The organism is Rhizobium sp. BK538 (genome assembly GCF_014197575.1).
GTDB lineage: Bacteria > Pseudomonadota > Alphaproteobacteria > Rhizobiales > Rhizobiaceae > Rhizobium.
Map to the genome: position 1 here is coordinate 148,292 of NZ_JACIFT010000015.1, position 24,164 is coordinate 172,455.

Genomic DNA, 24,164 nt, shown 5'->3' on the forward strand with positions numbered 1-24,164 from the left:
CTGATTCCGTTCCGGAGGGCATTTATGAAGCGCGGGTCTGTGTTTCTGCTGGCTGTCGCTGCCGTTCTGTCCGCGTTGTGCGCAGATGTTGCAGCCGCCAGTTCACGTTGGGGCAAAGACTACTTTCCCAACAGCGAGGTTCTCACCCAGAACGGCGAGACGGTGCATTTCTATGACGACCTGATCAAGGGCAAGATCGTCCTGATCAGCTTCATTTTCACGAGCTGCACCGACCTTTGTCCGCTGACGACCGCGCGCATAGCCCAGGTCGTTGATAGGATCCAAGATCAGATCGGCAAGAAGATTTTCGTGATATCGATCACGGTCGATCCCGAAAACGACACGCCCGAGAAATTGAAAGCTTTCGCCGACGCCTTCTACAAGGGGCCTGGGTGGACGTTTATCACCGGCAAGCCCGATGAGATTCGCGCCATCAACGCGAAGCTTGGAAACAAGAGCGACGTTGCAACCGACCATCGAAACGAGATCGTGCTCGGCAACGACAGCACCGGAGAGTGGGCCAGGAACTCGCCGTTTGCCGACATCGAAAATGTCGAACTGGCGATCCGCGACATGGATCCGGCCTGGCGCGAGGGCCACTACGCCCCGGCCACGGCATTGGCTCCGGCCACCGACTATCATGGCCTGAAGCTGGAGCGGGAACCGGGACAAATCCTGTTTAAGAAGATCTGTGCGCCCTGTCACACGGTTGGAGTTGGCGACCGCATCGGCCCGGACCTTCTTGACGTTACTGTCAGGCGCAATCGGCAATGGCTGGAGCAAATGATCATGAATCCCGCGCGGCTCAGGGCCGAGAATGATCAAACGCTGGCGGACCTCGATGCAAAGTTCAAAGGCGTGCGTATGCCGAACCTGGGCATGTCGGCGACCGATACCGCAGATCTGATATCGTATCTGGCAAAGAAATCGGCTGAGATCGCGGACCTGCGCGCCCAACCCGAAGCAACCCATGTTCACCACCACGAAGACACGACCGCCCACCACGATCATGGTTCGATGAATGCCAATCCGTGATGCGTGGTTGACGGCAAAAATCTATCGGTCCTGTCGATAGCCGGTCGGCGGCCGTTCCTTACTTCCATTCCCAGAACAGATCTGACGAGAAGGGGCGGTGTTGCACCAGCCTCTTTGCCCGCTCAGCCGTGTCTTCGTAGGCTGCTGCATCGGCCTCGCCGTTCAGTCCGACAAAATGCATCTTCATCGACGCAGTCTTTGGCTGTCCCTTCTGGCGGAAAACGAAATGCACGGCGCATGTCGGATACTGCCAGTTGTCGGTCAAAAGCTCTGCAAACTGCTTCGCGTCCAGCTCACGTCCCTGTCCGGTAAAGGCCAGAAACTGGCCGAGATTGAAGAATCCGCTAAACAGGGCATGGGCGTTTTGCTGTTGCATATGGACAGCTTGACCGGTCGTGAAGTCGCGACGGTAAGACAGCCCTTCTGTCTGTCCCTTCGCCTTCTTCTCAGTGTAGCTGACGAGGTTCTTCTGTGCCAGCAATTCCATCGTCAACTCGTAGGTTTGATAGCGCTGCGCGTTGGCGTGAAGATCGTCGATCCTGACTTTCAAGTCAGCGATATAGTCTCGGTAGAATGCGGCGGCCATTCTCAATTGCTCCGGTCGTGATTGGTGCGCCAGCTAGCAGATAATGCGGCGTGTCCAAACAGATATCGTTCTGCGAAAGAGCCTACCTTGCGTCAAAACGGCGTTCAGATGTGCAACGCATGCCCCAAGGCCTTCAACGCTGCTTCCTGGACAGCCTCGCTGCGCGTCGGATGCGCGTGGATTGTGCCGGCGAGGTCTTCCAGCCGCGTCCCCATCTCGATTGCCAGCGCAAAGCCAGCCGAGAGTTCGGACACGCCGGCACCGACGGCCTGCAGGCCAAGAACAAGGCCGGTATCGGCGCGCGCGACGACGCGCACGAAGCCGTCCTCGGACAGCATCGTCATTGCGCGGCCATTTGCGCTGAACGGGAATTGCCCGACACGGATCGCGTAGCCTTGAGCACGAGCCTCGTCCGGTGAAAGCCCCGCCGTTACGATTTCCGGATCGGTAAAGCAGATCGCTGGGATGCAGCGTTTGTCCCAAGCGCGCTTCTTGCCGGCAACAATCTCTGCGACCATTTCCCCCTGCGCCATGGCGCGATGGGCCAGCATCGGCTCGCCGGTGATATCGCCGATCGCGTAGACGCCCCGCATCGAGGTGCGGCAGAGATCGTCGATGCGCAGGTATGGCCCGGTACGATCGAGATCGAGCTCCTCGATCCCCGATCCTGCAATTTTCGGGCGGCGACCAACGGTAATCAGGATGCGGTCGGCAGGAAGCAGCTGTTGCTGGCCGTCCGAGGTCTCGACGGACAGCGCATTGCCGTCGTCCGACAGGCCCTTCGCTTTTGCACCTGTCAGGACGCGAACGCCAAGCTCGCCAAGCCGTCGTGCAACCGGCCGCACGAGATCGCCATCATATTGCGGCAGGATCTGCTGCATGGCTTCAACGACTGTCACGTCCGAGCCCAGCTTGGCGAATGCCGTACCGAGTTCGAGGCCGATATAGCCTCCGCCCACGACAACTAATCGCCTCGGCAATTCGGCCAGGGAAAGCGCCTCCGTGGACGAGATGACTTGACCTTGGAAGGGCAGGGCTGCGAGTTCCACAGGTTCGGAACCCGTAGCGATCACCACTGTCTCGGCACGAATGACCTGTATGCCCACCTCGGTCTCGACCTCCACCGTTTTGCCATCGCGGAAGGCCGCGCGGCCGTGAACGATCTTGACCCTGGCCTTCTGCAGCAGGGCGGAGACGCCTCCATTCAGCCGGCCAACGATGCCGTCCTTCCAGCTGATGGTTTTTGCAAGGTCGATCGATGCACCCTCGACACGGATGCCCATCGTGTTGTTTCCGGAGAGCATCTGTTTTGTGGCGCCAAACTCCTCGGCTGCGTGAATGAGGGCCTTTGACGGAATGCAGCCGACGTTCAGGCAGGTGCCGCCTGGCTTATCGGCTTCAACGATGACGGTGTCGAGGCCGAGTTGTCCGGCCCTGATTGCGCAGACGTAGCCCCCCGGTCCGGCGCCGATGACGAGAAGCTTGCAGACGATCTCTTTCATGGATCCTAGCCTTCGATGAAGATGAGGGCGGGCGTTTCGAGAAGAACCCGGACGCGTTGGACGAAGGTGGCTGCATCCCATCCGTCGATGATGCGATGATCGAAACTCGAGGACAGATTCATCATCTTGCGCGGTACGAACTGGGTCCCATCCCAGGCCGGTCGCACGGCAATCTTATTCACACCGACGATCGCGACTTCCGGATGGTTGATGACAGGTGTCGAGACGATGCCGCCGAGCGCACCAAGCGAACTGATGGTGATGGTCGAACCGCTGAGCTCGTCGCGGGTCGCGGTACCAGCGCGCGCAGCTTCCGCCAGGCGCCCCATCTCGGTGGCGCAATCCCAGATGCCGCGCGCCTCGGCGTTCTTGACCACCGGGACGACAAGCCCGGCAGGCGTCTGCGCGGCAATGCCGATATGGACGGCACCGTGACGGGTGAGGATGCCCTTCTCGTCGTCAAAGGTCGCGTTGATGTTCGGTTGCTCGGCGACCGCTTTTACGATCGCCCGCATCAGGAACGGCAGGACCGTGAGCTTGGGTTGCTCGGGCTTGCGGTCGCGATTCATGGTAGCCCGCAACTCCTCAAGCGCGGTCATGTCGACTTCCTCGACATAGGTGATGTGAGGAATGCGGGAGGTCGAGAGCGACATTTTTTCAGCGATGCGGCGCCTGAGACCGGTGAGCTTGATCTCTTCGGCCGAGGTCTTTTTCGCCATGGCCGGCTGAAGGGAAGGCAGCTCGCCACGCGCGATGAATTGTTCGACATCTTCGCGAAGAATGCGGCCGGCCGGACCAGATCCCTTCAGTTGACGCAGGTCGACGCCGCTTTCCCGTGCAAAGAGCCGCACAGATGGTGACGCCAGCGGCCTTTCTGCCGGAGCCTCGGGTCGTGGAGCACTGGTGGCCTTCGGCGCAGGCGTGGTGTCCGGCTCAATGGCAGGGGGCCGACTGTCGGGCGCTTCCGCCGGTCCTTCGGCAGGGCGCGCTTCGACCTGGTTAGTCGCCTTACCACCATTCGTCTCAATCCGGACAAGCGGCGCCTTGACGGCGATCTTGTCGCCGATTTCAGCGCCCAGCCAGACAACTGTTCCGGTAACTGGCGATGGGATCTCGACCGTCGCCTTGTCGGTCATGACGGCGGCGATGACCATATCCTCCTTGACCGGGTCGCCCGCCTTGACGTGCCATTCGACAAGTTCGGCCTCGGCCACGCCTTCGCCGACATCGGGCATCTTGATAATAAATTCGCCCATTGCGTCAGGCCTCCATGACTTCTGCAAGTGCGCGCCCGACGCGCCCGGGGCCGGGAAAGTAGTCCCATTCCTGTGCGTGCGGATAGGGCGTATCCCAACCGGCGACGCGCACTACGGGGGCTTCCAGACGGTAAAAGCAATGTTCCTGCACGAGGGATACGATCTCCGCGCCGAACCCTGAGGTCAGCGTCGCTTCGTGAACGACCACGCAACGTCCGGTTTTGTTGACGGATTGCACGATCGTATCGAGATCCAGCGGCAACAGGCTGCGCAGGTCGATCACTTCGGCATCGATGCCCGTGTCTTCAGCAGCGGCAAGCGCGACATGCACCATCGTGCCGTAGGCGATTACCGTCACGGCAGATCCCGAGCGCCGGACCTCAGCCTTGCCGATCGGAATTGAATAGTGCCCCTCCGGTACCTCACCGAGGTCGTGCTTCGACCAGGGTGTGACGGGTCGTTCATGATGCCCGTCGAACGGGCCGTTGTAGAGCCGCTTCGGCTCCAGGAACATTACGGGATCCGGATCCTCTATAGCGGCAATAAGCAGGCCTTTTGCATCATAGGGATTGGAAGGCACGATGACCTTCAAGCCGCAGACGTGAGTGAAGAGTGCCTCCGGACTCTGGCTGTGGGTCTGGCCGCCGAAGATGCCGCCACCGGTCGGCATGCGAAGGACGATCGGGCAAGTGAAGTCGCCGTTCGAGCGATAGCGGATGCGCGCCGCCTCCTGCGTGATCTGGTCGTAGGCCGGATACATGTAATCGGCGAACTGGATCTCGACACAGGGTTTGAGCCCGTAGGCGGCCATGCCGATGGCAGTACCGACAATGCCGGATTCACTGATCGGCGTGTCGAAACAGCGTGTCTTGCCGTATTTCGCCTGCAGTCCCTGGGTACAGCGAAACACGCCGCCGAAGTATCCGACATCCTCGCCGAAGACCACCACGTTGTCGTCGCGTGCCATCGACACATCCATGGCGCTGCGCACCGCTTCAATCATCGTCATTCTGGCCATGTCAGAAACCTGCCTTCTGCCGTTGGCGACGAATGTGCGGCGGCATTTCCGCGTAGACGCCTTCGAAGATGTCGCGCACGGACGGCTTGCCGCCGGCATGCAGCGTGCCATGATGCTCCGCCTGCTTCTGGGCTTCGATCACCTCGTCCACGATTTCCGCTTCGGCCTGCACGTGGCGCTCTTCCGACCAGACACCCCTGACGATCAGATGCTTCTTCAGGCGCAGTACCGGGTCGCCAAGCGGCCAAGCCTCGGACTCGGTCTTCGGTCGATAGGCGCTTGGATCGTCCGACGTCGAATGAGCGCCGACGCGATAGGTGACATATTCAATCAGCGTCGGCCCGAGATTTCGCCTGGCACGCTCGGCCGCCCAGCAGGCGACGGCGTAGACGGCGAGGTAATCGTTGCCGTCGACCCGCAGCGCCGGAATACCGAAGCCAAGCCCACGTGCGGCAAACGTGCCGGAGCCACCACGCGCAATGCCCTGGAAAGTGGAAATCGCCCACTGATTGTTGACGATATTGAGGATCACTGGTGCCTTGTACGTGGAGGCAAAGACCAGTGCGGAGTGGAAGTCGGATTCGGCAGTGGAGCCATCTCCGATCCAACCCGCCGCGATCCTCCTGTCGTTCTTGATGGCCGACGCCATTGCCCATCCGACTGCCTGCACATATTGCGTCGCGAGGTTGCCGGAGATCGTGAAGAAACCGTGCTCCTTCGACGAATACATGATCGGCAGCTGGCGGCCGTGCAGCGGATCGCTTTCGTTCGAGAAGATCTGGTTCATCATCTCGACCATCGGGTAGTCGTCGGCAATCAGGAGGCCCGCTTGCCGATAGGTCGGGAAGTTCATGTCGCCTTTCCGGAGCGCCTTGCGGAAGGCGCAGCTGACGGCCTCCTCGCCAAGGTGCTGCATGTAGAAGGACGTCTTTCCCTGACGCTGTGCCATCAGCATCCGCGCATCGAAGGCGCGAAGCTTCATCATGTTGCGCAGGCCGGTCAACAGCTCTTCGTCGGAAAGCATACCCGACCATGGGCCGACGGCCTCTCCCTCCCGGTTGAGCACACGGATGATCGAATAGGCGAGGTCGCGGATCTCCTCTGGCGCAACGTCGATTTCGGGGCGCGGCACCACGCCCGCCTTGGCAATCTTCACGTTGGAGAAATCGGGTTGGCCGCCCGGTCGGACGGCAGGTTCCGGAACGTGGAGGCTCAGTTGAGCTGTGTCCGTCATATCGTTTTTCCCTCCCAGCTGCGATGTCCGCTTCTCTCCTCAGAAACGGGATGCCGCAGTTCTTGTTCTTATAGATTGCGCGCGATCACCATTCTCTGAACATCGCTCGTTCCTTCATAAATCTGACAGATGCGGACATCCCGATAGATCCGCTCGACGGGATAATCGGCCATGTAGCCGTAGCCCCCATGAATCTGGATCGCGTCCGAACAGACCCGCTCTGCCATCTCGGATGCGAAAAGCTTGGCCATCGATGCCTCCGAAAGGCACGGCAGACCATTGTCGCGCAACGCGGCTGCGTGAAAGACGAGCTGACGCGCTGCTTCGATCTGGGTCGCCATGTCGGCGAGCCGGAAGGCCACGGCCTGATGCTCCATGATCGCCTTGCCGAAGGCCGTGCGTTCACGCGCATAGTCGCGCGCCGCCTCAAAAGCTGCACGCGCCATGCCAACGGCCTGTGCGCCAATGCCGATACGCCCACCTTCGAGGTTCGCCAGTGCTATCCGGTATCCCTCGCCCTCCGCGCCCAACCTCAAATCAGCGGGGATGCGCATGCCGTTGAAGGCGATCTGGCAGGTGTCGGTCGAATGCAGCCCGAGTTTTTCCTCGACGCGGATCACTTCGTAGCCAGGTGTATCGGTTGGCACGATGAAGGCGGTGATCCCTTTCTTGCCGGCGTCCGGATCTGTCACCGCAAAGACGATGATCATCTGGCCGTTCTTGCCCGAGGTGATGAACTGCTTGGCGCCGTCGAGAACGTAGTGATCGCCATTGCGGCTTGCGCGACTGCGTAGATTGGACGCGTCCGAACCCGCTTGGGATTCCGTCAGCGCAAAGCCGCCGATCCATTCGCCGCTGGCAAGCTTCGGCAGGAAACGTTGCTTCTGCTCTTCGGTACCGAACTTCAGGATCGGCACGCAGGCGACCGAGCTGTGGACGCTCATGATGGTGGAGCATGGTCCGTCGCCGGCCGCGATCTCTTCCAGTGCGGCTGCATAGGCAAGCGTGCCGGTGTCGGAGCCACCATACTGTTCCGGAACCAGCATGCCGAGCAGGCCGAGTTCACCCATCTTTGCGAGTTCCTCGCGCGGAAACCTGTGCTCGCGGTCGCGGGCAGCCGCTCCGGGCGCAAGCCGCTCGCAGGCGAAATCTCTGGCGAGATCGCGGATTTGCTGCTGCAGTTCGGAAAGGATCATGCTTGTCTCCTCCCTGCCTTTCCTAATGACGCTCTATGGCGACAGCGGTTGCCTCACCGCCGCCGATACATAGTGCTGCCATGCCACGTTTCAGGTCGTAGCGTTCGAGCGCGGCAAGTAGTGTGACGAGAATGCGCGCGCCGGATGCGCCGATCGGGTGGCCAAGCGCGCACGCGCCGCCATGCACATTGACCTTTTCGTCCGGCAGCTGGAGGTCGCGCATCGCAGCCATGGCGACGACGGCAAATGCCTCGTTGATCTCGAAGAGATCGACCGTATCAAGCGGCCAGCCTGTGCGATCGGAGAGTGTCTGCAAGGCGCCGATCGGAGCGGTGGCGAAAAGACTGGGCGCCTGCGAATGGGTGGTGTGGCCGGTGATCGTCGCAAGGGGTCGCAATCCCCGGCGTTCGGCTTCGGAACGACGCATCAACACGAGAGCGGCGGCACCGTCGGAAATCGAGCTGGAATTGGCGGCCGTCACGGTCCCGCCGTCACGAAAGGCTGGCTTGAGGAGGGGGATCTTGTCGATCTTCGCCTTGCCTGGCTGTTCGTCCCGGCTGACCGTTTGTTCGGCCTTTCCCACAGTGATTGTCACCGGCGTGATCTCGGCGTTGAAGTAGCCGGCATCGATGGCCTTTTGAGCGCGGGTGAGCGACGTCACTGCGTAACGATCCTGTGCTTCGCGCGTGAACTGGTAAGCTTCGGCACAGTCCTCCGCAAAGGTGCCCATCAAACGTCCCTTGTCATAAGCATCCTCCAGCCCGTCGAGGAACATATGATCGATGACGCGGCCGTGGCCGAGCCTGTAACCGCCACGGGCACGATCAAGAAGATAGGGCGCGTTGGTCATGCTTTCCATGCCGCCGGCGACGCCGACGGTGGCGCTGCCAGCCGCCAGGAGGTCATGGGTCAACATGACTGCCTTCATGCCGGAACCACACATCTTGTTGACGGTCGTTGCACCAGTGGAGAAGGGCAGACCTGCACCGATCGCTGCCTGCCGGGCGGGCGCTTGACCCTGACCAGCCGGCAGCACGCAGCCGAAGACGACCTCGTCGATGGCTTCAGGGGCCACCTTCGCGCGCTGAAGCGCTGCGCGGATGGCAGCCGCTCCAAGGTCGGGCGCCGTTGCCTCCTTGAGCTCACCTTGGAAGCCGCCGATCGGCGTGCGCGCCATTCCGACAATGACGACAGGGTCCTGCATAACCATGTTCAAGCCTCCTGTGCCGAACACTCAGCGCGCGCTCATACGAAGCGCGCCGTCGAGGCGGATGACCTCGCCGTTCAGCATGTTGTTTTCACATATATGGCGCACGAGAGCGGCAAATTCTGCCGGCCTACCGAGGCGCGGCGGGAAGGGCACGCTCTTGCCGAGCGCTTCCTGCACCTCGTGTGGCATACCCGCCATCATCGGCGTCTCGAAAATGCCAGGGGCGATCGACACGACGCGAATGCCGTGACGCGCCAGCTCGCGTGCGATCGGAAGCGTCATCGAGGCGATGCCACCCTTGGACGCGGCGTATGCCGCCTGTCCGACTTGTCCGTCGAAGGCAGCGATCGAGGCTGTATTGATGATGACGCCACGCTCACCCTCGGTATCCGCCTGCTGATGCAGGATGGCGGACGCCGCAAGGCGGATCATGTTGAAGGTGCCGACGAGGTTGATGCCGATTGTCCGCACGAAACTGTCGAGGCCATGTGGGCCGTCGCGGCCGATGATCTTCTCGCCCGGCGCCACGCCGGCGCAGTTCACGAGCCCGCTCAGGCCGCCGAAAGACTCCAGCGCGGTCGCCACTACCGCGGCTCCGTCCTCTGCGCTTGTTACATCGGCCTTGAGGTAGCGGGCATCCGCGCCGAGTTCTGCGGCGATCGCCTCTCCGGCTGCACTGTTGAGGTCGGCGATGATCACGCGTGCGCCATTTTCAACCAGCATGCGCGCCGTTGCTGCACCGAGGCCTGACCCGCCGCCGGTGACGATAAAGGTTCCTCCACGGATCAGCATCGGTCTGCTCCCATCACCTTGCGATCGTCTGCTGGGCGCGCCGTCCTCCCGGCACGACCCAAGTATGTCGATTCTATTCTGTCGTCATATTGCAAGCGATGACTAAAGTGCTGCATTGTTTCGGACAGTTTTGCCATAGGTGGAGGATCTGGTGGCTGACATCGAGAGGCGCATGATCGCGCCGGCATTCGTCGAGGAGGCGCTGGACAGTTTACGTCGCATGGGACGACCGACGGCGCCGCTGCTTTCTTCGCTAGGGTTGCCGCCCGTCGTCGACCAACCGGTGTCGGCCGAGACTTATGGCGCCCTCTGGCTTGCCATTGCCAAAGAGCTCGATGACGAGTTTTTCGCGATGGGCGGGCGGCCGATGCGCAGCGGCAGCTTCACCCTGCTTTGCCATTGTGTGTTGCATGCGCCGACACTCGGCCACGCGCTGCGCCGGGCCCTGCGTTTCCTCGACGTCGTGTTGGACGATCCGCGCGGTAGACTTGTCGTCAGGGATGGGCTTGCCCAGATCGAGTTGGCCGATGCCGGCCGACCACGCTCAGCCTTTGCCTACCGCACCTACTGGATCCTCATCCATGGGATAACCTGCTGGCTGGTTGGGAGGCGCATTCCGATCCGGCTTGTCGATTTCCGCTGCGCCGAACCAAAGCAGGAGGCCGACTATCGGCTCTTTTTCGGTGCACCGGTCAGATTCGCGCAGCCGATCAGCCGCCTTGGCTTCGACAGCGCGATGCTGGATCTGCCGGTCACGCGCACGGAGCAGGCGCTGAAGCAGTTCCTACGGGGAGCGCCGGCCAATATCCTGGTGCGTTATCGTTATGACGCGGGGCTCGCTTCCAGCGTCAGGCGGCGCTTGGACAAGGTGCCTCCGGCCGCATGGAAGAGCTTCTCGGATCTCGCCGCAGAGATGCGCATGCCGCCCTCGACCTTGCGTCACCGGCTGCGCGACGAGGGGCAAAGCTACGCCGGCATCAAGGACGACCTACGGCGTGATCTTGCGGTCGATATGCTGCTCAACACGTCGAAGACGATAGGCGATATTGCCGCCCAGCTTGGCTATTCGGAGCCCAGCGCCTTCTTTCGCGCCTTTCGCAAATGGATGTCGAAAAGCCCCGACGCGTTCCGGCGTGAAGGCCGTGTCGCCTCCGGGTAGCGTGGACATAACCTGCGGAATATGCGTAATTTCTCTCGGATCTCGCTTCGTGAATTTCACTGAAAATTTAAAAGTCTTTCGCCTGCGGCATGAAAATACACTGCTGGCGATAGCGTTCCGCACTATTGTCCTGCCGAGTATGAGGCGCCGTGGCTTCGGGACGAACGGCTCTTCAAACTAGGTGAGCACAATACGACGGTCCGCACCCCACCCGAGCGTTTCCCTTTTTGGAACACGCGTCGTTCTCGTTCCCGGTGAAAGCGACTTTCCTCAGGGTCATCTGGAAACGCCTGAAACAGCGCTCCGCGAGCGCAAAGCGCACGTAGACGTGATCCCGGTACGTGCAGGCCATGCATAAAGCATATCGCGCAAAAATGTGCAGGTTCTTGCGATAACGACATGCATCCGCCTAGCGTTCCTCACGCGTATGCCACAGCCGCAACGCGTAGAGGGTCGACTGTTGAATTTCATAGCGCAGCTCGTATTGGCCAACCAGAATACGGCGTACCTCCCGAGGCTCGAACTCCTCGAGCCGCTCGCCAAGACGCGGCTGCTCGAGCAGGCGTGTTGCGGCGGTTGTCGGCGCCTGCACGGTCCGGGCCGCGGCTTGCCGATTGACCGGAGCGAGAAAGTCGTAGAGGCGTCCGAGGCCTGAGACCGCCTTGCTCGTCCACTTCAGCTCCATCAGCGGGGCAGCGATAGCGGCTTGTCGCTGTCGAGGCTATCGGCCCAGGCCCGGACCGATTGATGATCGATGACCTCGCCGCTGTCCACGTCGGCCAGCGCCTCCAGCGTCAGGCGCCGGCGCTCCTCCTCCTGGTCGATCCAGGCCGCGAGCGCTTGCTTGACAATCCAGCCGCGCGAGCGTTCAAGCCGGGTCGCCAGCTGATCAACCTTCTCCGCAAGCGGCAGCGGCACGTGCGCGGTCAGCACCTTGGTTTCCATCGGACGGCTCCTTTTTTCAATCGTCGTTAATCATAGTGATTAATTCTGATTAAGTCGAGTGGCTTGCATTGCGGCAGCCGCGAGGCATGCGCGCGAATCTCAGCGCCTTGCCGATCGATCCTGCTGACCGTGCATGGCGTCGACTTTACCGCGTCTGCGACGCAAATCCCTCACTATCGATACTGGGTACAGATTATGCAGGTTTGGCTCCGACCCCTTGGCAGAGGGGGACCATCGATCACGGACGAGGTGTCTCGAAAGCAGGTTCGATTGCGCGCCACAATGAACAGAATCACAAACGATGTCGTACATCAACTTCGTGAACGCCGACACATCCTGTCGGCCACAGGCATGAACCGCACGCCATCTTCGTCGTGACCTGTATTATGGCAGCGCTCGGCTCCGGTTATCATGGCCTTTGTCGCGAACTGGCCGATCGACATGGTGCCGGAATGGGTCTCAACGCTTTCTTCGCTTTCACTGTCGTTGCAGCTCTCTCGGCTTGACCTGGCAACAGGCGCTTGGTTGGCCTGATCTTCGTCTTCCTTACCGTCACAGGACATCCGCAGCTGGCTGATCCGGCAAGCCGAGCCGTCTCGGGCGCATTGCTCGCCAATCTCGATGGCGGCGGCGAGCATTGCGGACTATCATGTTCCTCCCTGCGTCGATGCGCCCGCCACGCCGGAGCGTATGCTGATGGCCATCGAACGCATGCGTGCTGTTGAAAGGAAAGGTTGATCGCTATGCCTGCCGCTCGCATCGGTTTGCGGGACTTTCTGCGCGAAGAGCGCGATTGCATTCTCGTCGAAGTGACGGGAGCAGTCGGCTCGACGCCGCGCGATACCGACGCCTGGATGCTGGTTTCCAAAAGCCGCTCCTTTTCAACCATCGGCGGCGGGCAACTGGAGTATATGGCGATCGACCAGGCGCGACGAGCGCTGCGCCAGTCCCAGCCGACCTCAGCGATGAGCATTCCGCTTGGGCCGGAGATCGGCCAATGCTGCGGCGGTCGGGTTGGGCTTTCCTTCACCGCGGTAACGCGCGAACTGGCCGACGACCTGATTGCGCGAGCAGACGCCGAAATTGCCCGGAGTCCGCATGTCTACGTCTTTGGCGCGGGTCATGTCGGTGACGCACTGGCCGCGGCCCTGTCGCTGGCGCCGTTGCGCACCGTGCTGGTCGATACCCGCGAAGACGAGCTTGCCGCGTCGCGCGCTTCGGGCATCGAAACGTGCCTGACCGCAATGCCCGAGATGATCGTGCGCAATGCACCGGCAGGAAGCGCGTTCGTCATCCTCACCCACGACCACGCGCTCGACTTTTTGATTGCCACCGAAGCACTGCATCGGGAGGATGCTGCCTATGTCGGGATGATCGGCTCGAAGACCAAGCGTGCGACCTTCAAGAGTTGGCTCTCGCGCGAAGTCGGAAGGCCAGAGCTTTTCGATCGCCTCGTCTGCCCGATCGGTGGCACCGCAATCAAGGACAAACGTCCTGCCGTCATTGCGACATTGGCGGTTGCCGAGATCGTGGTAGCGGTGCTCTCCTTCGGCACGGCGGCCAATACGGGAAAGCAGAAGCTTAAGGCTGACAGGTGATAGTCCTCACGGCCAGCGCTTGCTCATCGACCGCAACGCGGTTCGGTTTCGACCCGCGATCTGGCATTGATGGCATCGATCTCAGCGGTAACCGCGGTCTTGGACTGCGCCGTCTGCATAGCGCAGGAAATCGGCAATATCCGCGGTGTCACCAACTCGACCTGTCTCGCGAAAACGATCCGCGGCTCGGTCAGAGACCTCTCTCCGCGGAGGCCATGGGTTGTCGGCTACGCCAATTTCGGTCGATGTGTCGGGCGAACCGTGTGGCGTTCGATCCGACCGGCAACCGTAAAGATCAAGACCTCGACATCCACATCGATCTTGTCCCCGTCCATAAGCCTGACCACGTCATCAATGCCGGAAGTAGGATGGCCGTCGATCGCCAGCAGATAGTCTCCTTCCCGAAGTCCGGCTCGCGCTGCCGGGCTTTCGGCTTCCACCCGGCGCAGCCGCACGGCTGTTGTCTGAGCAAGCCCGGCTTCCAGGGCCACACGACGATGCAGTTCCACTGTATCGGCTGCAATGCCGATATAGGCGCGCCTGACATGACCGAAGCGCAAAAGTTCTGACACAACATGTTTGGCTGTGTTGGATGCGACGGAAAAAGCGATGCTTTGCGCGCCCTCAATCACGGCCGTGTTGACGCCGATGACTTCACCTGCCGACGAGACGAGCGGACCACCGGAATTGCCGGGATTGAGCGCAGCGTCGGTCTGGATGATATCATCCATCAGGCGTCCGCTGGCGGCGCGCATCGATCGGCCGAGTGCCGATACGATGCCGGCCGTCACCGTCCACTCGAAGCCGAGAGGATTACCGATTGCGATTGCGATATGCCCGCGCTTCAGGGTCTTGGAGTCTCCAAGCTTGGCCCAGGCGCCCGACCAGTCGTTCGCACGAATGAGCGCGAGGTCGCTGTCCGGGTCGCGGCCCAGCACCTTGCCTTGGATCACCGTGCCATCAGGCGTTTTGATGCGAACCGCCTTGGCATCGTCGACGACGTGGTTGTTCGTAACGACAAGACCATCCGGCGAAATCGCAAATCCGGAACCATGTCCGGCGCGACCGCCGACGCGTTCAATGCGGCTGACGGCGGGTCCAACGAGGTCGACCGCGTTCGAGACGGAATGGGAATAGGCATCCAGCAGGCTGGCGTCTTGAGACGACTGGATGTCACGATCTAGGAATCCCATGAAAAGACCCTTCCGACGCGCAAGCGTCGTGTTTGGAAACGGCAGCGGCTGCAGAGGCGAGAGGCTGTCGGTTCGACAGATTGAAACAGTCCTATTCAGATGAGATTGCGCGCAACTCAAATCAAGTCCAGCTCCCGGCTGTCGCATTGGCTTGACTCCGCCGCGCCGATATCGCGCCATGTCCATCACTGAAAATTGACCTGTAGCGTGCAAGGCGACGTCGCCTGCCTACCAAGCTGTGCTACATTTTTCATTCCTTGAATGAGGCGGGACTTGGAACGCCAATGTTGGCGACGATTGCGATGCTCTTGACCCTCTCTGGTGCAACCCCGGTTGCTGCGCAACTGGGGGCGAGCGACGTTGATGTGAAATTGGTCCTCGCTGTCGACACCTCCCGGTCCATGGATCAGGAAGAGGTCCGCATTCAGCGCGAGGGCTATGTCGAGGCGCTCAAGCACAGGGAATTCATTGAGGCGGTGGCCGGCGGGCTCACTGGGCGCATTGCGATCAGCTATTTTGAATGGGCCGGCTATGTCGTGCCGGATTCCGTCATCGACTGGCATCTGATTGAGACGGAGCAGGATGCGATTGCCTTTGCCAGCAAGCTTGAACAGCGACCGATCATCACCCAGCGCCGCACGTCAATCTCCACCGCGATTGCCCAGGGCGCTGCAATGATCGTCTCCAGTCCCTATTCAGGCATTCGTCAGGTGATCGATGTCTCGGGTGACGGTACAAACAATTCCGGCAATCCGGTCGCGCCAACGCGTGACAAGGCGGTGGAGGCCGGCATCATCATCAATGGGCTGACGCTGATGTTGCGCCCCTCTGGCGCACCGGGTGGGCTCGACAAGTATTATGCCGATTGCGTAATCGGCGGCCCGGGATCATTTGTCTTGCCGGTCTATAAAATTGAGGACTTCGCTGTGGCGGTGCGCCGAAAGCTGGTCCTTGAGGTCAGCGGGCTTCCCGCTTCGCCCACGGTTGGCAAGATTGCGGATCAACCGGCAACCGACTGCATGATCGGCGAGCGGCAATGGCAGGATATGTTTGACCGCTAACCTGCAGTACAGTCCCCGCGCCCCATTCAGTGCTTCGGTGTGTCGCGCAGTACATCGAAACCGGGCGTATCCAGCGTCCGGGAATACTGAAGCGCATAAAGTTCGTGGCCGATTGGGAAAGGCTAACGCGCTTCAGGGGCCAGAGCTAGGCGACAGTAAGGGAGATCACATGTTTTCTGGGGTGAGTAAGTGCAACTAAAGACGGTGAAGGTCTCTCCCGATTGCCGACTATACATTGAAACCGCCGAGTGCTTCCCTGATTACGGGGGTGAAGCACATGTCAGATCGAGGGCTTTGGTTCAAAGGCGATGAGTGTGTCGTTGCGACGGCACGCCAAACGCGTTTCACGACATTGGACGGGATTCGCGGTGTAGCTGCGCTTTCGGTTGTCCAATACCATTCCAGCGATCTATTCGGGATCGAGCTTTCGTCGAGTTATCTAGCCGTCGATCTTTTTTTTATGCTGAGCGGTATCGTGCTTTCTCATAGTTACGAGCAGCGAATGCGAGCCGGGCTGTCCTTGAAATCTTTTATTCTAGCCCGCGCGATCCGCTTGTATCCACTTTACGTTGCAGGAACTCTTGCCGGTGTAGCTTTTTTTTTGGCAAATCACTATTTGGGACACGGTACAGGCTCTCTTGTTGGCTTGGCCCCCGCGCTCGCTCTGGGGTTATTGTTCCTACCGACCCCTGCGGGTTGGGTCCTCGCCAACACCGATGTTTTTCCGCTCCTTTACCCAGCATGGTCGTTGTTTTTTGAATTGCTAGTAAACCTGCTATACGCAGTGATGTTGCCGGTGCTGTCGTTGCGAGTGCTAATTCTCGTGATAGGATTTGGCGCGGTCTTAGTTGTGCAATCAGCCTTTCAATTCGATGGCCTCAATTCAGGCTTCAATTGGAGCAATTTTTCTGGCGGCTTTGGTCGTGTGATCTTCTCCTATTTCACCGGGGTGTTGCTCGTCAGATTTTTGCCGAAGTGGCGCGGAAACGGATTGTGCGCCGCCACCTGCGTTGTAGCGTTGGTTCTTATTTTTGCTGCGCCGATGAGTGGCAAATATCGCGTCATATTTGACTTGATAGTTGTATTGGTTGTCTTTCCAGTTTTGAGTTTTGTTTCAGCAGCTTCAGAAGGTGGCGCGGGGCTTCGTCAGGCATTCGTGTTCATCGGGAGCTTGTCTTATGCCGTTTATACATTGCATGCCCCTGTGCTCTGGTGGCTGAGGGGCATCGTTCCGAGGGCCCTGGGCGGGGTTCAACTGTCACAACTAAGCCCCCTCTCTGGCCTCTGTTCAATAATCTTTCTGTCGCTCCTGGCTTTCATGATGGACCGCTGTTTCGATAGCCCGATTAGGCGGCGACTTACCGTGTGGCTTCACCCTCAATTTAGGCGGTTGGAGCGGTCTGGATCGATTGGCCGCGCATCTGAGCCAATGTAGCTTCAGATGGACGTGGCAATCCGCAGGAAATCGCGCTCCGTTCCTGTGCGGCCATGGAGGCGTCATTATCATCGACAGACGCACGCTCATGCAGAGCCCGTCTGGCGCGCCAGGGCGGCTCGACAGGTATCATGTTCGACCGCTGACCTGCGGTCTGTTCCCATCCTCCCGCCATTCAGTGCTTCAGCGTGTCGCGCAGCACATCGAAGATCCGCAGATCAAGCGTCTGGGACACATTGAAGCGCATGAAGTTCGTAGCTGATTGGGAGAGGCTGAACGCATTCCCCGGCGCCAGGACAATCTTCCTTTGCAGTGCAGCGCGCGCGACATCAGCTGCGTTCGCATCGTCGGGCAATCGACACCAAAGGAACATGCCCGCTGAAGGTTCCAGCCAGGGGATAATGCCGAGGTCTTTCAATTTAGCCGAAACGTCGAACATTACCTTTGAGAGCCGGTTGCGAAGACTTTCCATGTGCTTGCGGTAGCTGCCATCGCTGAGCATTTTGCAGACAAGCTCGGCAGAAAGCCGCCCGCCGCCGAATGAGGTCGCGATCTTGAGATCGATCAGCCCGTCGACCCATTCCCGCCTTGCAGCGATGAAGCCGCAACGGGCGGCGGCCGACAGGGTTTTCGAAAAGCTTCCGATATGGATGACCCTGTCCAGGCCGTCAAAGGCTGCAAGACGCGGCGCCGGCGTGTGCTCGAAGTCGGCAAAGATATCGTCTTCGACGATCGTAACGTCGAACTGGTCGGCGATCTTCAAGACCCGGTGGGCGACGACAGGAGAAAGCGTGGCACCGGTCGGATTGTGGATGGCCGAGTTGGTGATGTAGAGGCGCGGCCGGTGCTCTGCAACGACCCGGGTGAACAGGTCTATGTCAGGGCCTGACGGTGTATAGGGAACACTGACGATCCTGGCACGATGCGCTCGCAGCAGCGCTTGGAAATTGAAATAGCAGGGATCGTCGACCAGCACGACGGAGTCGGGTTCGAGGAGGAAGCGGCAAACGAGATCGATCGCCTGCGTGCCGGATTCCGTCAGCATGATCTGGTCCGGCGAGGCCTCCACGCCTCGCTCCGCCATACGCCGCGCGATGTGCTGGCGCAGCTGCGGTAACCCAAGCGGCGAGCCGTAGTCGGCAAGCGCGGAATTGTCGGCGCGCGAAAGTGTTCGCAACGCCCGTCGAATACCGTCTTCCGGAAGCCAGGATGGCGGCAGCCAGCCGCAGCCTGGCTTTAAATCACTTTCCCCAGCCTCAAGCGACTGACGGGATACCCAGAAGGGATCGACTGCGCGATCCAGTTTCGGGCCAACGTCGGCAAGCGAAAATGGAGCGACCTGGTTTGCGACGTAAAAGCCGGAGCCCGGTCGAGACAGGATCACACCTTCGGAAACCAGGCGCTCATAGGCATCGACGACCGTCGAGGTGGACACGCCTGCTGCTGCGGCCATTGCCCGAACCGATGGCAGTTTTGCGCCTGGCGTCAAATTACGGCTGGCAATCCGCTGCCGGACTGTCGCCATGACCATCGCCACCCGGGTGATGGCACGTTCCGTATTTTGGTCCATCCGTACTGCTACCTCAAGCATAACAGTTTTTTAAAACTGTATCAGATCGTCGCTGGTGTGGCCATGGCTTGTGTCCGATAAGGACGGCAGCAGAGAAAGGCAGTGTAAATGGACCGCACAGCATCTGGATGGCTTAATGGCATGATCGGCGTCGTGATCTTCAGCGGCTCGCTGCCCGCCACGCGTTTGGCGGTGATGCAGTTTGATCCGGTGTTTTTGACCGTCGCGCGGGCGGGGATCGCGGGCGCGCTGGCGCTTCTGCTGCTGCTCTTTTTCAAAGAAAAGCGACCGGCAAGACGCGATATCTTGTCGCTGATGGTGGTCGCCGCGGGCGTGGTGGTGGGCTTCCCGCTCTTGACCGCGCTTGCGCTGCAGCACGTTACGTCGGCGCACTCGGTCGTCTTCGTCGGGCTGTTGCCCCTTGCGACGGCTGTCTTTGGCGTCATCCGTGGCGGAGAACGCCCGAAGCCGGTCTTCTGGCTCTTTGCCGTGACGGGAAGTGCATTGGTCTGCGGTTTTGCCTTGTCGCAGGGGCTGACTGCCGCGCCCGTCGGAGACGCGCTGATGATGGCGGCGATCATCGTCTGTGGGCTCGGCTATGCCGAAGGCGCCAAACTTTCGCGAAGGCTGGGGGGCTGGCAGGTCATATCCTGGGCGCTCGTCTTGTCGCTCCCGCTGATGATCCTTTCGTCGATCTGGTTCATGCCCGCAAGCTTCTCGAACATTGATGCGCCAGCACTCGCGGGCCTCGCCTACGTCTCGCTCTTTAGCATGCTGATAGGTTTTGTCTTCTGGTATCGCGGCCTTGCCCAGGGCGGCATTGCCAGCGTCGGACAGCTACAGTTGCTGCAACCCTTCCTCGGTCTGACCCTGGCAGCCACGCTGCTGCATGAAACGGTGACCTGGACGATGTTTGCTGCAACCGCCGCTGTCATTGCCTGTGTGGCTGCGGCGCGCAAATTTGCCTGATAGGAGCCTGTTTCAGGTCGATTTTGCCACCGTCTGCACGGCTCGTGCGTTCTTTCATCAAGGGCTGATCGGCCCGCCCAAGTGTCACGGTGCCGATATCGCTCCGCGACGACGACTTCAATTGCCGTGTGGGGTTGGATTTCGAAACGACCATTAATGGCGACGCCGGGCGCTGATATTGTCGTCATCAGCAGTGTCAAGAGCGAGGGGTCGAGGCCCCTCGCTCTTGACAGGCTTATGCGCGCGCCGGAGTTCTTGCTGGAACGATGGCATTGGCCGCCACCGCGACTAGAATGTTTGCGGCAAGGGCAAGCAGTCCGGTGTAGATGGTGAACGGTTCGCCACCGAGGCTGATCATGTGCAGCGGTTTCCAGCCTGCATCCCAGACGAGATAGGTGCCGCCGATGAAGCCGACGAACCAGCCGGCGAGCAGTGCCGGCGCGCGGAACCAGTTGGTGTAGAGACCGAAAACCAGCGCCGGAAACGTCTGGAGGATCCAGATACCGCCAAGAAGCTGAAGGTCGAGTGCAAACTGCGTCGGCAGGAAGACGATGACGAGAAGCGCGCCGACCTTGACGACGAGCGACGTGACCTTCGCGACCTTGGCCTCACCAGCATCCGTCAACGCCGGGTTGACGTAGGCCTTCCAGAAATTGCGGGTGAAGAGGTTGGACGCGCCAATGCTCATCACTGCCGCCGGCACCAGCGCGCCGATGGCAATCGCCGCAAAGGCAAAGCCCGCAAACCAGCTCGGGAACAGCGTCTGGAAGAGCGCCGGAACGACATCGTTGGCGCTTTCGAGCTTCAAGCCCGCGGCGTGGCCCATGTAGCCGAGCAGGGCCAGAAGGCCGAGCAGCAATGTATAGGCCGGCAATAGCACAGCGTTCTTGCGGATCGTGTTGCCGCTGTTGGAGGCGAAGATGCCGGTCAACGTATGCGGATACATGAAGGCCGCAAGCGCCGAACCAAGCGCCAACGTCGCGTAGGCGACATACTGGTTGGGTTGCAGGAGCAGGCTGCCGGAGCCCTTTGCCTGGAACGCCGCATCGGCGGCCGCAAAGACATTGGCATAGCCGCCGAGCTTCGAGGGAATAAGCGCCACGGCGGCGATCACCACGATGTAGATCATGATGTCCTTGACGAAGGCGATCAGCGCCGGCGCCCGCAGGCCCGCCGAATAGGTATAGAGTGCCAGTACGATGAAGGCGATCGCCAGCGGTACTTCGCCGTGGAGACCGAGCGCCTTGAGCGCAGCGGTCATGCCAACGAGCTGCAACGCGATATAGGGCATTGTCGCAATCACGCCGGTTGCGGCAACCGCAAGCTCCAGCCCGCGCGAACCATATTGGCCGTGAACCACATCACCTGCGGTGACGTAACCGAAATCCCTCGCCCGTTTCCACAGCACAGGCATGACCATGAAGACAAAGGGATAGACGACGATGGTGTAGGGCAGCGCAAAGAAGCCGTAAGCGCCGACGGTGTAGACCAGCGCCGGGACGGCAATGACTGTGTAGGCGGTATAGAAGTCGCCGCCGACCAGAAACCAGGTGATCCAGGTGCCGAAGCTGCGGCCGCCGAGACCCCACTCGTCGATATGGTCAAGCGTTTTGGGTTTACGCCAGCGGGATGCAACGAAACCCATGACCGTGACGAGCACGAAGAAGAAGATGAAGACGGCAAGTGCGGTTGTGTTGAGTTCAGTCGTCATCGCGCATGCTCCGGTAAGCGATCCAGGTCAGGAAAGCGGTAACCGGCACCCAGGCAAGCTGATACCAGTAGAAAAAGGGGAAGCCGAAGAGAGCCGGTTCGCGGATATTGTAGAAAGGTGGCCAGAGCAGCCCGATATACGGAATGACGAGCAGCCAGCAGGCTGCCCTGTTCTTTGGTTTTTCCATGACGGATACCTCTCGGGCGCCGTGCGATCGGCGCCAAGTTGCAGGTGTCGGTGGTGAATGTGGTTTGTCAGTCGCTGGACAGAATGAGCCCGAACCGCCTTCTCGCAACGGGTTTTCCGCGAAGGCGGAAGAGAGCGTTGTGCATTTGAAAGTCCTCCCAACGGCTGCGCTCGGCGAGCCGTGCGCAAGTCCTATGGCGAAGCCTTTGCATGCGACAAGAGGAGGGAAGGGGTGAAATGCAAGGGACTACCCATAAGTGGGTAGACGCAAGTTCAGGTCGTTTTGGTCTGGATCCCGTGATCGAGCGCATAACGGATCAAGCCGGCCGTTGTCGCGATACCGAGCTTCTTCTTGAGATTCTTGCGATGCGTTTCGGCGGTGGCCTGCGTTATCCCGAGTGCCTCGGCGATCTCCTTGTTGGCCTTTCCGGCAAGGAGCAGGCTGAGGATATCACGCTCGCGCGGCGTGAGGGGATCGGCGACATTACTGGCTTCCCCCTCCATCAGTACGTCAAAGACACCGGACGAGAAATACTTTCCGCCATCCGCAACGGTCTCGACGGCCGAAATGATCTCGTCGGTCGATACGTCCTTGAGAATATAGCCTGCGGCGCCGCGTATCACCGAGGAGGATATGTATTCGCGGCTATCATGCATGGAGAGCATCACGATTCGCGTTTCCGGGATCCGTTTCTTGAAAAGCTCGATCGCGTCGATGCCGCTGAGCTTCGGCATGTTGATATCCATCAGCAAAACATGCGGCCGGACCTTGTAGGCGAGTTCGAGGCCGGTCTCGGCGAGGCCGGCTGTTCCAACGACTTCGATGTGGTCGAATGTCTCAAGGACGGCCTTCAACCCATCCAGCACGAGCGGATGGTTGTCGATCAACAGGACCTTGATTTTGTCGCCCTTGGTCATGCAGCTTCGGCCTGCTGGTTGGCGGGACGATTGGCCGATTTTGGCAGCATCGCGGTCAACACTGTGCCGCTTGCATCACTATTGATCAGCAACAGGCCGCGGAAATGTGCCATCCTTTCTTGCATGTTGCGCAGGCCGAGACCGGATCGGTTGGGGGGGCCGTCTCCGCCGCTGCCGAAGCCCGAACCGTTGTCGGAAATCATCATGCGGGCGCGGCCTTTCTCGCTCCAGAGCTTGACGGAAAGCCTTGTTGCGCCGGAATGCCGTTCGACATTGTTGAAGGCCTCTTGTGCGACGCGATAAAGTGCGGTGCTGGCTTCCGGCTTTAGCATCTCGATGAAGCCCGAAGCTTCGATATCGGCTTGAATACCGGTCCGCTCGACGAAATTGCAGCAGAGTGCCTCGATCGCCGCCGTCAGGCCGAGATCGTCGAGCACGCGTGGCCGGAGATCATGCGACAGCCGCCTGACTTCCTTGATCGCGCCATTCAAGGCCTCGATGCCACGATTGATAATCTGTGCGGCGTCATCGACATCTGCCCTGACCTTACGTCCCGCGAGATCCATCGTATAGCGCACGCCGACGAGATTTTGCGAAATGCCGTCATGCAACTCGCGGGCAAGTCGGGCGCGCTCTTCCTCCTGGGTGTTAATCACCCGCTGCGTTAGTTCCTTGAGTTTGCCGTCCGCCATGCGTCGCTCGTGGAAGGTCACCAGCATGCAGGTGGTGAAGACGACCAGCACAGCGGGCACGGCGATCAGCGCCACAATCACGAAGGTCCGCTTGATGTTGGCGCGCATGCTTGCATTCGCGGCTGCCGTTTGGGCATAGACGTCGTCGAGATAAACGCCGGTTCCCACGACCCAATGCCACTTGTCGAGGCTGACGACGAAGGACAGCTTGTCTGCCATCTGGCCGCTCGAGGGCTTCTGCCATTTGTATTGGTGCAGGCCGCCGCCCGATTTGGCCGTGGCGATCAGTTCCGCGATCACCTTGTCGCCATCGGGATCGGTCAGGTTGAGCCAGTTTTGCCCATGCCGGAAGCCTTGGCGCGGATGAACGATGTTGTTTCCGTCATAGTCGTAAACGAAGAAATATCCGTCCTTTCCGTAGTCGAGCGAGTTCAGGATCGCCGCCACCTTGTCTTTGGCGACCTGGTCGTTTGCACCGGCACCACCATAGGTCGCCTGGATTGCAGATAGCGCTAGGTTGGTGAGATTGAGAATCTCCGTCTCCTTGGCCTTCAGCATATTCTGCTCGAATGTCGCAATATTGTCCCGGGTAAGGTGCGCCGATTGCCAGGTGATGAATGCCGTGATCGCCAGGATGGCAATCACGAGCGGAATGATCGCCAGCGCAATGATTTGGTGTCTCAAGGTCAATGGGTGCCCTCCCAAGCCAGCGGATCAGCTGAGGTATCGTTCAGTAAGGCGTCAGGCATGGCACGCGGTCAAGTCTGGTTCAGCCCGCGACAAGATAGCCATTCTCTTGGGTCTTATCCATTCCGTGCCTTAAATGGGGCCGGTTACACCCCTTCGACTTACCGCCTTGTGGATAACCCGCACGCACTTGTAAACGATGAGCTTGCCG

Annotated in this window: 22 protein-coding genes and 1 pseudogene; 7 read left to right on the forward strand and 16 right to left on the reverse strand. The window is 60.1% G+C overall.

The window, feature by feature from the left end; translation table 11 throughout:
- The first annotated feature begins 24 nt into the window (after positions 1–24).
- Positions 25–1,035 (forward strand): SCO family protein, encoded by a 1,011-nt coding sequence (locus FHX09_RS19850; protein ID WP_132590160.1) that lies wholly within the window; start codon positions 25–27, stop codon positions 1,033–1,035.
- A 58-nt stretch (positions 1,036–1,093) separates the two neighbouring features.
- Here the strand turns inward: FHX09_RS19850 and FHX09_RS19855 are convergent, their stop codons facing one another.
- From FHX09_RS19855 to FHX09_RS19890, 8 genes are all read right to left on the reverse strand, one after another.
- The gene (locus FHX09_RS19855; protein WP_007800053.1) at positions 1,094–1,621 is read right to left on the reverse strand and encodes a hypothetical protein; all 528 of its coding nucleotides are present in this window, start codon (positions 1,619–1,621) and stop codon (positions 1,094–1,096) included.
- A gap of 104 nt (positions 1,622–1,725) precedes the next feature.
- Complete coding sequence (gene lpdA / locus FHX09_RS19860; protein WP_132590158.1) at positions 1,726–3,123, reverse strand: dihydrolipoyl dehydrogenase; 1,398 nt, start codon at positions 3,121–3,123, stop codon at positions 1,726–1,728.
- A 5-nt stretch (positions 3,124–3,128) separates the two neighbouring features.
- Complete coding sequence (locus FHX09_RS19865) at positions 3,129–4,379, reverse strand: dihydrolipoamide acetyltransferase family protein (protein ID WP_132590156.1); 1,251 nt, start codon at positions 4,377–4,379, stop codon at positions 3,129–3,131.
- 4 nt (positions 4,380–4,383) lie between these two features.
- Positions 4,384–5,397, reverse strand: coding sequence for an alpha-ketoacid dehydrogenase subunit beta (locus FHX09_RS19870; RefSeq protein ID WP_007800058.1), 1,014 nt, complete (start codon positions 5,395–5,397; stop codon positions 4,384–4,386).
- Position 5,398: 1 nt separating this feature from the next.
- Complete coding sequence (locus FHX09_RS19875; protein ID WP_132590154.1) at positions 5,399–6,631, reverse strand: 3-methyl-2-oxobutanoate dehydrogenase (2-methylpropanoyl-transferring) subunit alpha; 1,233 nt, start codon at positions 6,629–6,631, stop codon at positions 5,399–5,401.
- A gap of 68 nt (positions 6,632–6,699) precedes the next feature.
- A complete protein-coding gene (locus tag FHX09_RS19880) occupies positions 6,700–7,827 on the reverse strand; it encodes an acyl-CoA dehydrogenase family protein (protein WP_132590152.1) in 1,128 nt (375 codons plus the stop codon).
- 22 nt (positions 7,828–7,849) lie between these two features.
- The gene (locus tag FHX09_RS19885) at positions 7,850–9,037 is read right to left on the reverse strand and encodes an acetyl-CoA C-acyltransferase (protein ID WP_132590150.1); all 1,188 of its coding nucleotides are present in this window, start codon (positions 9,035–9,037) and stop codon (positions 7,850–7,852) included.
- 24 nt (positions 9,038–9,061) lie between these two features.
- Positions 9,062–9,829: a 3-hydroxyacyl-CoA dehydrogenase gene (locus FHX09_RS19890; protein WP_132590148.1), complete on the reverse strand. Its 768-nt coding sequence runs from the start codon at positions 9,827–9,829 to the stop codon at positions 9,062–9,064.
- 151 nt (positions 9,830–9,980) lie between these two features.
- On the opposite strand from FHX09_RS19890, the gene FHX09_RS19895 reads away from it, so the two are divergent.
- Positions 9,981–10,988, forward strand: a complete 1,008-nt coding sequence (locus FHX09_RS19895; RefSeq protein ID WP_132590146.1) for an AraC family transcriptional regulator — start codon at positions 9,981–9,983, stop codon at positions 10,986–10,988.
- A 409-nt stretch (positions 10,989–11,397) separates the two neighbouring features.
- On the opposite strand, the gene FHX09_RS19900 is transcribed toward FHX09_RS19895, so the two are convergent.
- Together FHX09_RS19900 and FHX09_RS19905 are read right to left on the reverse strand one after the other, a co-directional pair.
- Positions 11,398–11,673 (reverse strand): type II toxin-antitoxin system RelE/ParE family toxin, encoded by a 276-nt coding sequence (locus tag FHX09_RS19900; RefSeq protein WP_184450536.1) that lies wholly within the window; start codon positions 11,671–11,673, stop codon positions 11,398–11,400.
- Positions 11,673–11,933 carry a ribbon-helix-helix domain-containing protein gene (locus tag FHX09_RS19905; RefSeq protein ID WP_132590142.1) on the reverse strand — a complete coding sequence of 87 codons (261 nt, stop codon included), beginning with the start codon at positions 11,931–11,933 and terminating at the stop codon, positions 11,673–11,675. The genes FHX09_RS19900 and FHX09_RS19905 overlap by 1 nt, the downstream gene beginning before the upstream one ends.
- Positions 11,934–12,231: 298 nt before the next feature.
- Here FHX09_RS19905 and FHX09_RS30000 point away from each other — a divergent pair.
- Together FHX09_RS30000 and xdhC are read left to right on the forward strand one after the other, a co-directional pair.
- Positions 12,232–12,512: pseudogene (locus FHX09_RS30000) on the forward strand (NCS2 family permease); the annotation flags it as partial.
- A 164-nt stretch (positions 12,513–12,676) separates the two neighbouring features.
- Positions 12,677–13,531 carry a xanthine dehydrogenase accessory protein XdhC gene (gene xdhC, locus FHX09_RS19915; protein WP_132590140.1) on the forward strand — a complete coding sequence of 285 codons (855 nt, stop codon included), beginning with the start codon at positions 12,677–12,679 and terminating at the stop codon, positions 13,529–13,531.
- Between the two features lie 227 nt (positions 13,532–13,758).
- Here the strand turns inward: xdhC and FHX09_RS19920 are convergent, their stop codons facing one another.
- Positions 13,759–14,724: a trypsin-like peptidase domain-containing protein gene (locus tag FHX09_RS19920; RefSeq protein ID WP_132590138.1), complete on the reverse strand. Its 966-nt coding sequence runs from the start codon at positions 14,722–14,724 to the stop codon at positions 13,759–13,761.
- Between the two features lie 284 nt (positions 14,725–15,008).
- On the opposite strand from FHX09_RS19920, the gene FHX09_RS19925 reads away from it, so the two are divergent.
- Together FHX09_RS19925 and FHX09_RS19930 are read left to right on the forward strand one after the other, a co-directional pair.
- Entirely contained in the window at positions 15,009–15,785 is a 777-nt protein-coding gene (locus FHX09_RS19925; RefSeq protein WP_183720746.1) for a DUF1194 domain-containing protein, read from the forward strand.
- Positions 15,786–16,062: 277 nt separating this feature from the next.
- A complete protein-coding gene (locus FHX09_RS19930; protein ID WP_132590134.1) occupies positions 16,063–17,220 on the forward strand; it encodes an acyltransferase in 1,158 nt (385 codons plus the stop codon).
- Positions 17,221–17,395: 175 nt separating this feature from the next.
- Here FHX09_RS19930 and FHX09_RS19935 read toward each other — a convergent pair whose 3' ends face one another.
- Positions 17,396–18,811: a PLP-dependent aminotransferase family protein gene (locus tag FHX09_RS19935; RefSeq protein WP_132590132.1), complete on the reverse strand. Its 1,416-nt coding sequence runs from the start codon at positions 18,809–18,811 to the stop codon at positions 17,396–17,398.
- An 87-nt stretch (positions 18,812–18,898) separates the two neighbouring features.
- Between FHX09_RS19935 and FHX09_RS19940 the strand changes: the two genes are divergently transcribed.
- The gene (locus FHX09_RS19940) at positions 18,899–19,759 is read left to right on the forward strand and encodes a DMT family transporter (protein WP_007800078.1); all 861 of its coding nucleotides are present in this window, start codon (positions 18,899–18,901) and stop codon (positions 19,757–19,759) included.
- A gap of 235 nt (positions 19,760–19,994) precedes the next feature.
- Here the strand turns inward: FHX09_RS19940 and FHX09_RS19945 are convergent, their stop codons facing one another.
- The 4 genes from FHX09_RS19945 to FHX09_RS19960 form a co-directional block, all read right to left on the reverse strand.
- Positions 19,995–21,470, reverse strand: a complete 1,476-nt coding sequence (locus FHX09_RS19945; protein WP_132590130.1) for a sodium:solute symporter family protein — start codon at positions 21,468–21,470, stop codon at positions 19,995–19,997.
- Positions 21,460–21,657 (reverse strand): DUF3311 domain-containing protein, encoded by a 198-nt coding sequence (locus FHX09_RS19950; RefSeq protein WP_007800082.1) that lies wholly within the window; start codon positions 21,655–21,657, stop codon positions 21,460–21,462. Before FHX09_RS19950 ends, FHX09_RS19945 begins: the two co-directional genes overlap by 11 nt.
- Before the next feature lie 272 nt (positions 21,658–21,929).
- Entirely contained in the window at positions 21,930–22,574 is a 645-nt protein-coding gene (locus FHX09_RS19955) for a response regulator transcription factor (RefSeq protein ID WP_132590128.1), read from the reverse strand.
- Positions 22,571–23,956: a cache domain-containing protein gene (locus tag FHX09_RS19960; RefSeq protein WP_132590126.1), complete on the reverse strand. Its 1,386-nt coding sequence runs from the start codon at positions 23,954–23,956 to the stop codon at positions 22,571–22,573. The genes FHX09_RS19955 and FHX09_RS19960 overlap by 4 nt, the downstream gene beginning before the upstream one ends.
- Positions 23,957–24,164: the final 208 nt, after the last annotated feature.

Bases quoted from the DNA above. Each gene is read 5' to 3' on its own strand.
- FHX09_RS19850 (WP_132590160.1), top strand. From the start codon at position 25: ATGAAGCGCGGGTCTGTGTTTCTGCTGGCTGTCGCTGCCGTTCTGTCC.
- FHX09_RS19855 (WP_007800053.1), bottom strand. From the start codon at position 1,621: ATGGCCGCCGCATTCTACCGAGACTATATCGCTGACTTGAAAGTCAGG.
- lpdA (WP_132590158.1), bottom strand. From the start codon at position 3,123: ATGAAAGAGATCGTCTGCAAGCTTCTCGTCATCGGCGCCGGACCGGGG.
- FHX09_RS19865 (WP_132590156.1), bottom strand. From the start codon at position 4,379: ATGGGCGAATTTATTATCAAGATGCCCGATGTCGGCGAAGGCGTGGCC.
- FHX09_RS19870 (WP_007800058.1), bottom strand. From the start codon at position 5,397: ATGGCCAGAATGACGATGATTGAAGCGGTGCGCAGCGCCATGGATGTG.
- FHX09_RS19875 (WP_132590154.1), bottom strand. From the start codon at position 6,631: ATGACGGACACAGCTCAACTGAGCCTCCACGTTCCGGAACCTGCCGTC.
- FHX09_RS19880 (WP_132590152.1), bottom strand. From the start codon at position 7,827: ATGATCCTTTCCGAACTGCAGCAGCAAATCCGCGATCTCGCCAGAGAT.
- FHX09_RS19885 (WP_132590150.1), bottom strand. From the start codon at position 9,037: ATGGTTATGCAGGACCCTGTCGTCATTGTCGGAATGGCGCGCACGCCG.
- FHX09_RS19890 (WP_132590148.1), bottom strand. From the start codon at position 9,829: ATGCTGATCCGTGGAGGAACCTTTATCGTCACCGGCGGCGGGTCAGGC.
- FHX09_RS19900 (WP_184450536.1), bottom strand. From the start codon at position 11,673: ATGGAGCTGAAGTGGACGAGCAAGGCGGTCTCAGGCCTCGGACGCCTC.
- FHX09_RS19905 (WP_132590142.1), bottom strand. From the start codon at position 11,933: ATGGAAACCAAGGTGCTGACCGCGCACGTGCCGCTGCCGCTTGCGGAG.
- xdhC (WP_132590140.1), top strand. From the start codon at position 12,677: ATGCCTGCCGCTCGCATCGGTTTGCGGGACTTTCTGCGCGAAGAGCGC.
- FHX09_RS19920 (WP_132590138.1), bottom strand. From the start codon at position 14,724: ATGGGATTCCTAGATCGTGACATCCAGTCGTCTCAAGACGCCAGCCTG.
- FHX09_RS19925 (WP_183720746.1), top strand. From the start codon at position 15,009: ATGTTGGCGACGATTGCGATGCTCTTGACCCTCTCTGGTGCAACCCCG.
- FHX09_RS19930 (WP_132590134.1), top strand. From the start codon at position 16,063: ATGTCAGATCGAGGGCTTTGGTTCAAAGGCGATGAGTGTGTCGTTGCG.
- FHX09_RS19935 (WP_132590132.1), bottom strand. From the start codon at position 18,811: ATGCTTGAGGTAGCAGTACGGATGGACCAAAATACGGAACGTGCCATC.
- FHX09_RS19940 (WP_007800078.1), top strand. From the start codon at position 18,899: ATGGACCGCACAGCATCTGGATGGCTTAATGGCATGATCGGCGTCGTG.
- FHX09_RS19945 (WP_132590130.1), bottom strand. From the start codon at position 21,470: ATGACGACTGAACTCAACACAACCGCACTTGCCGTCTTCATCTTCTTC.
- FHX09_RS19950 (WP_007800082.1), bottom strand. From the start codon at position 21,657: ATGGAAAAACCAAAGAACAGGGCAGCCTGCTGGCTGCTCGTCATTCCG.
- FHX09_RS19955 (WP_132590128.1), bottom strand. From the start codon at position 22,574: ATGACCAAGGGCGACAAAATCAAGGTCCTGTTGATCGACAACCATCCG.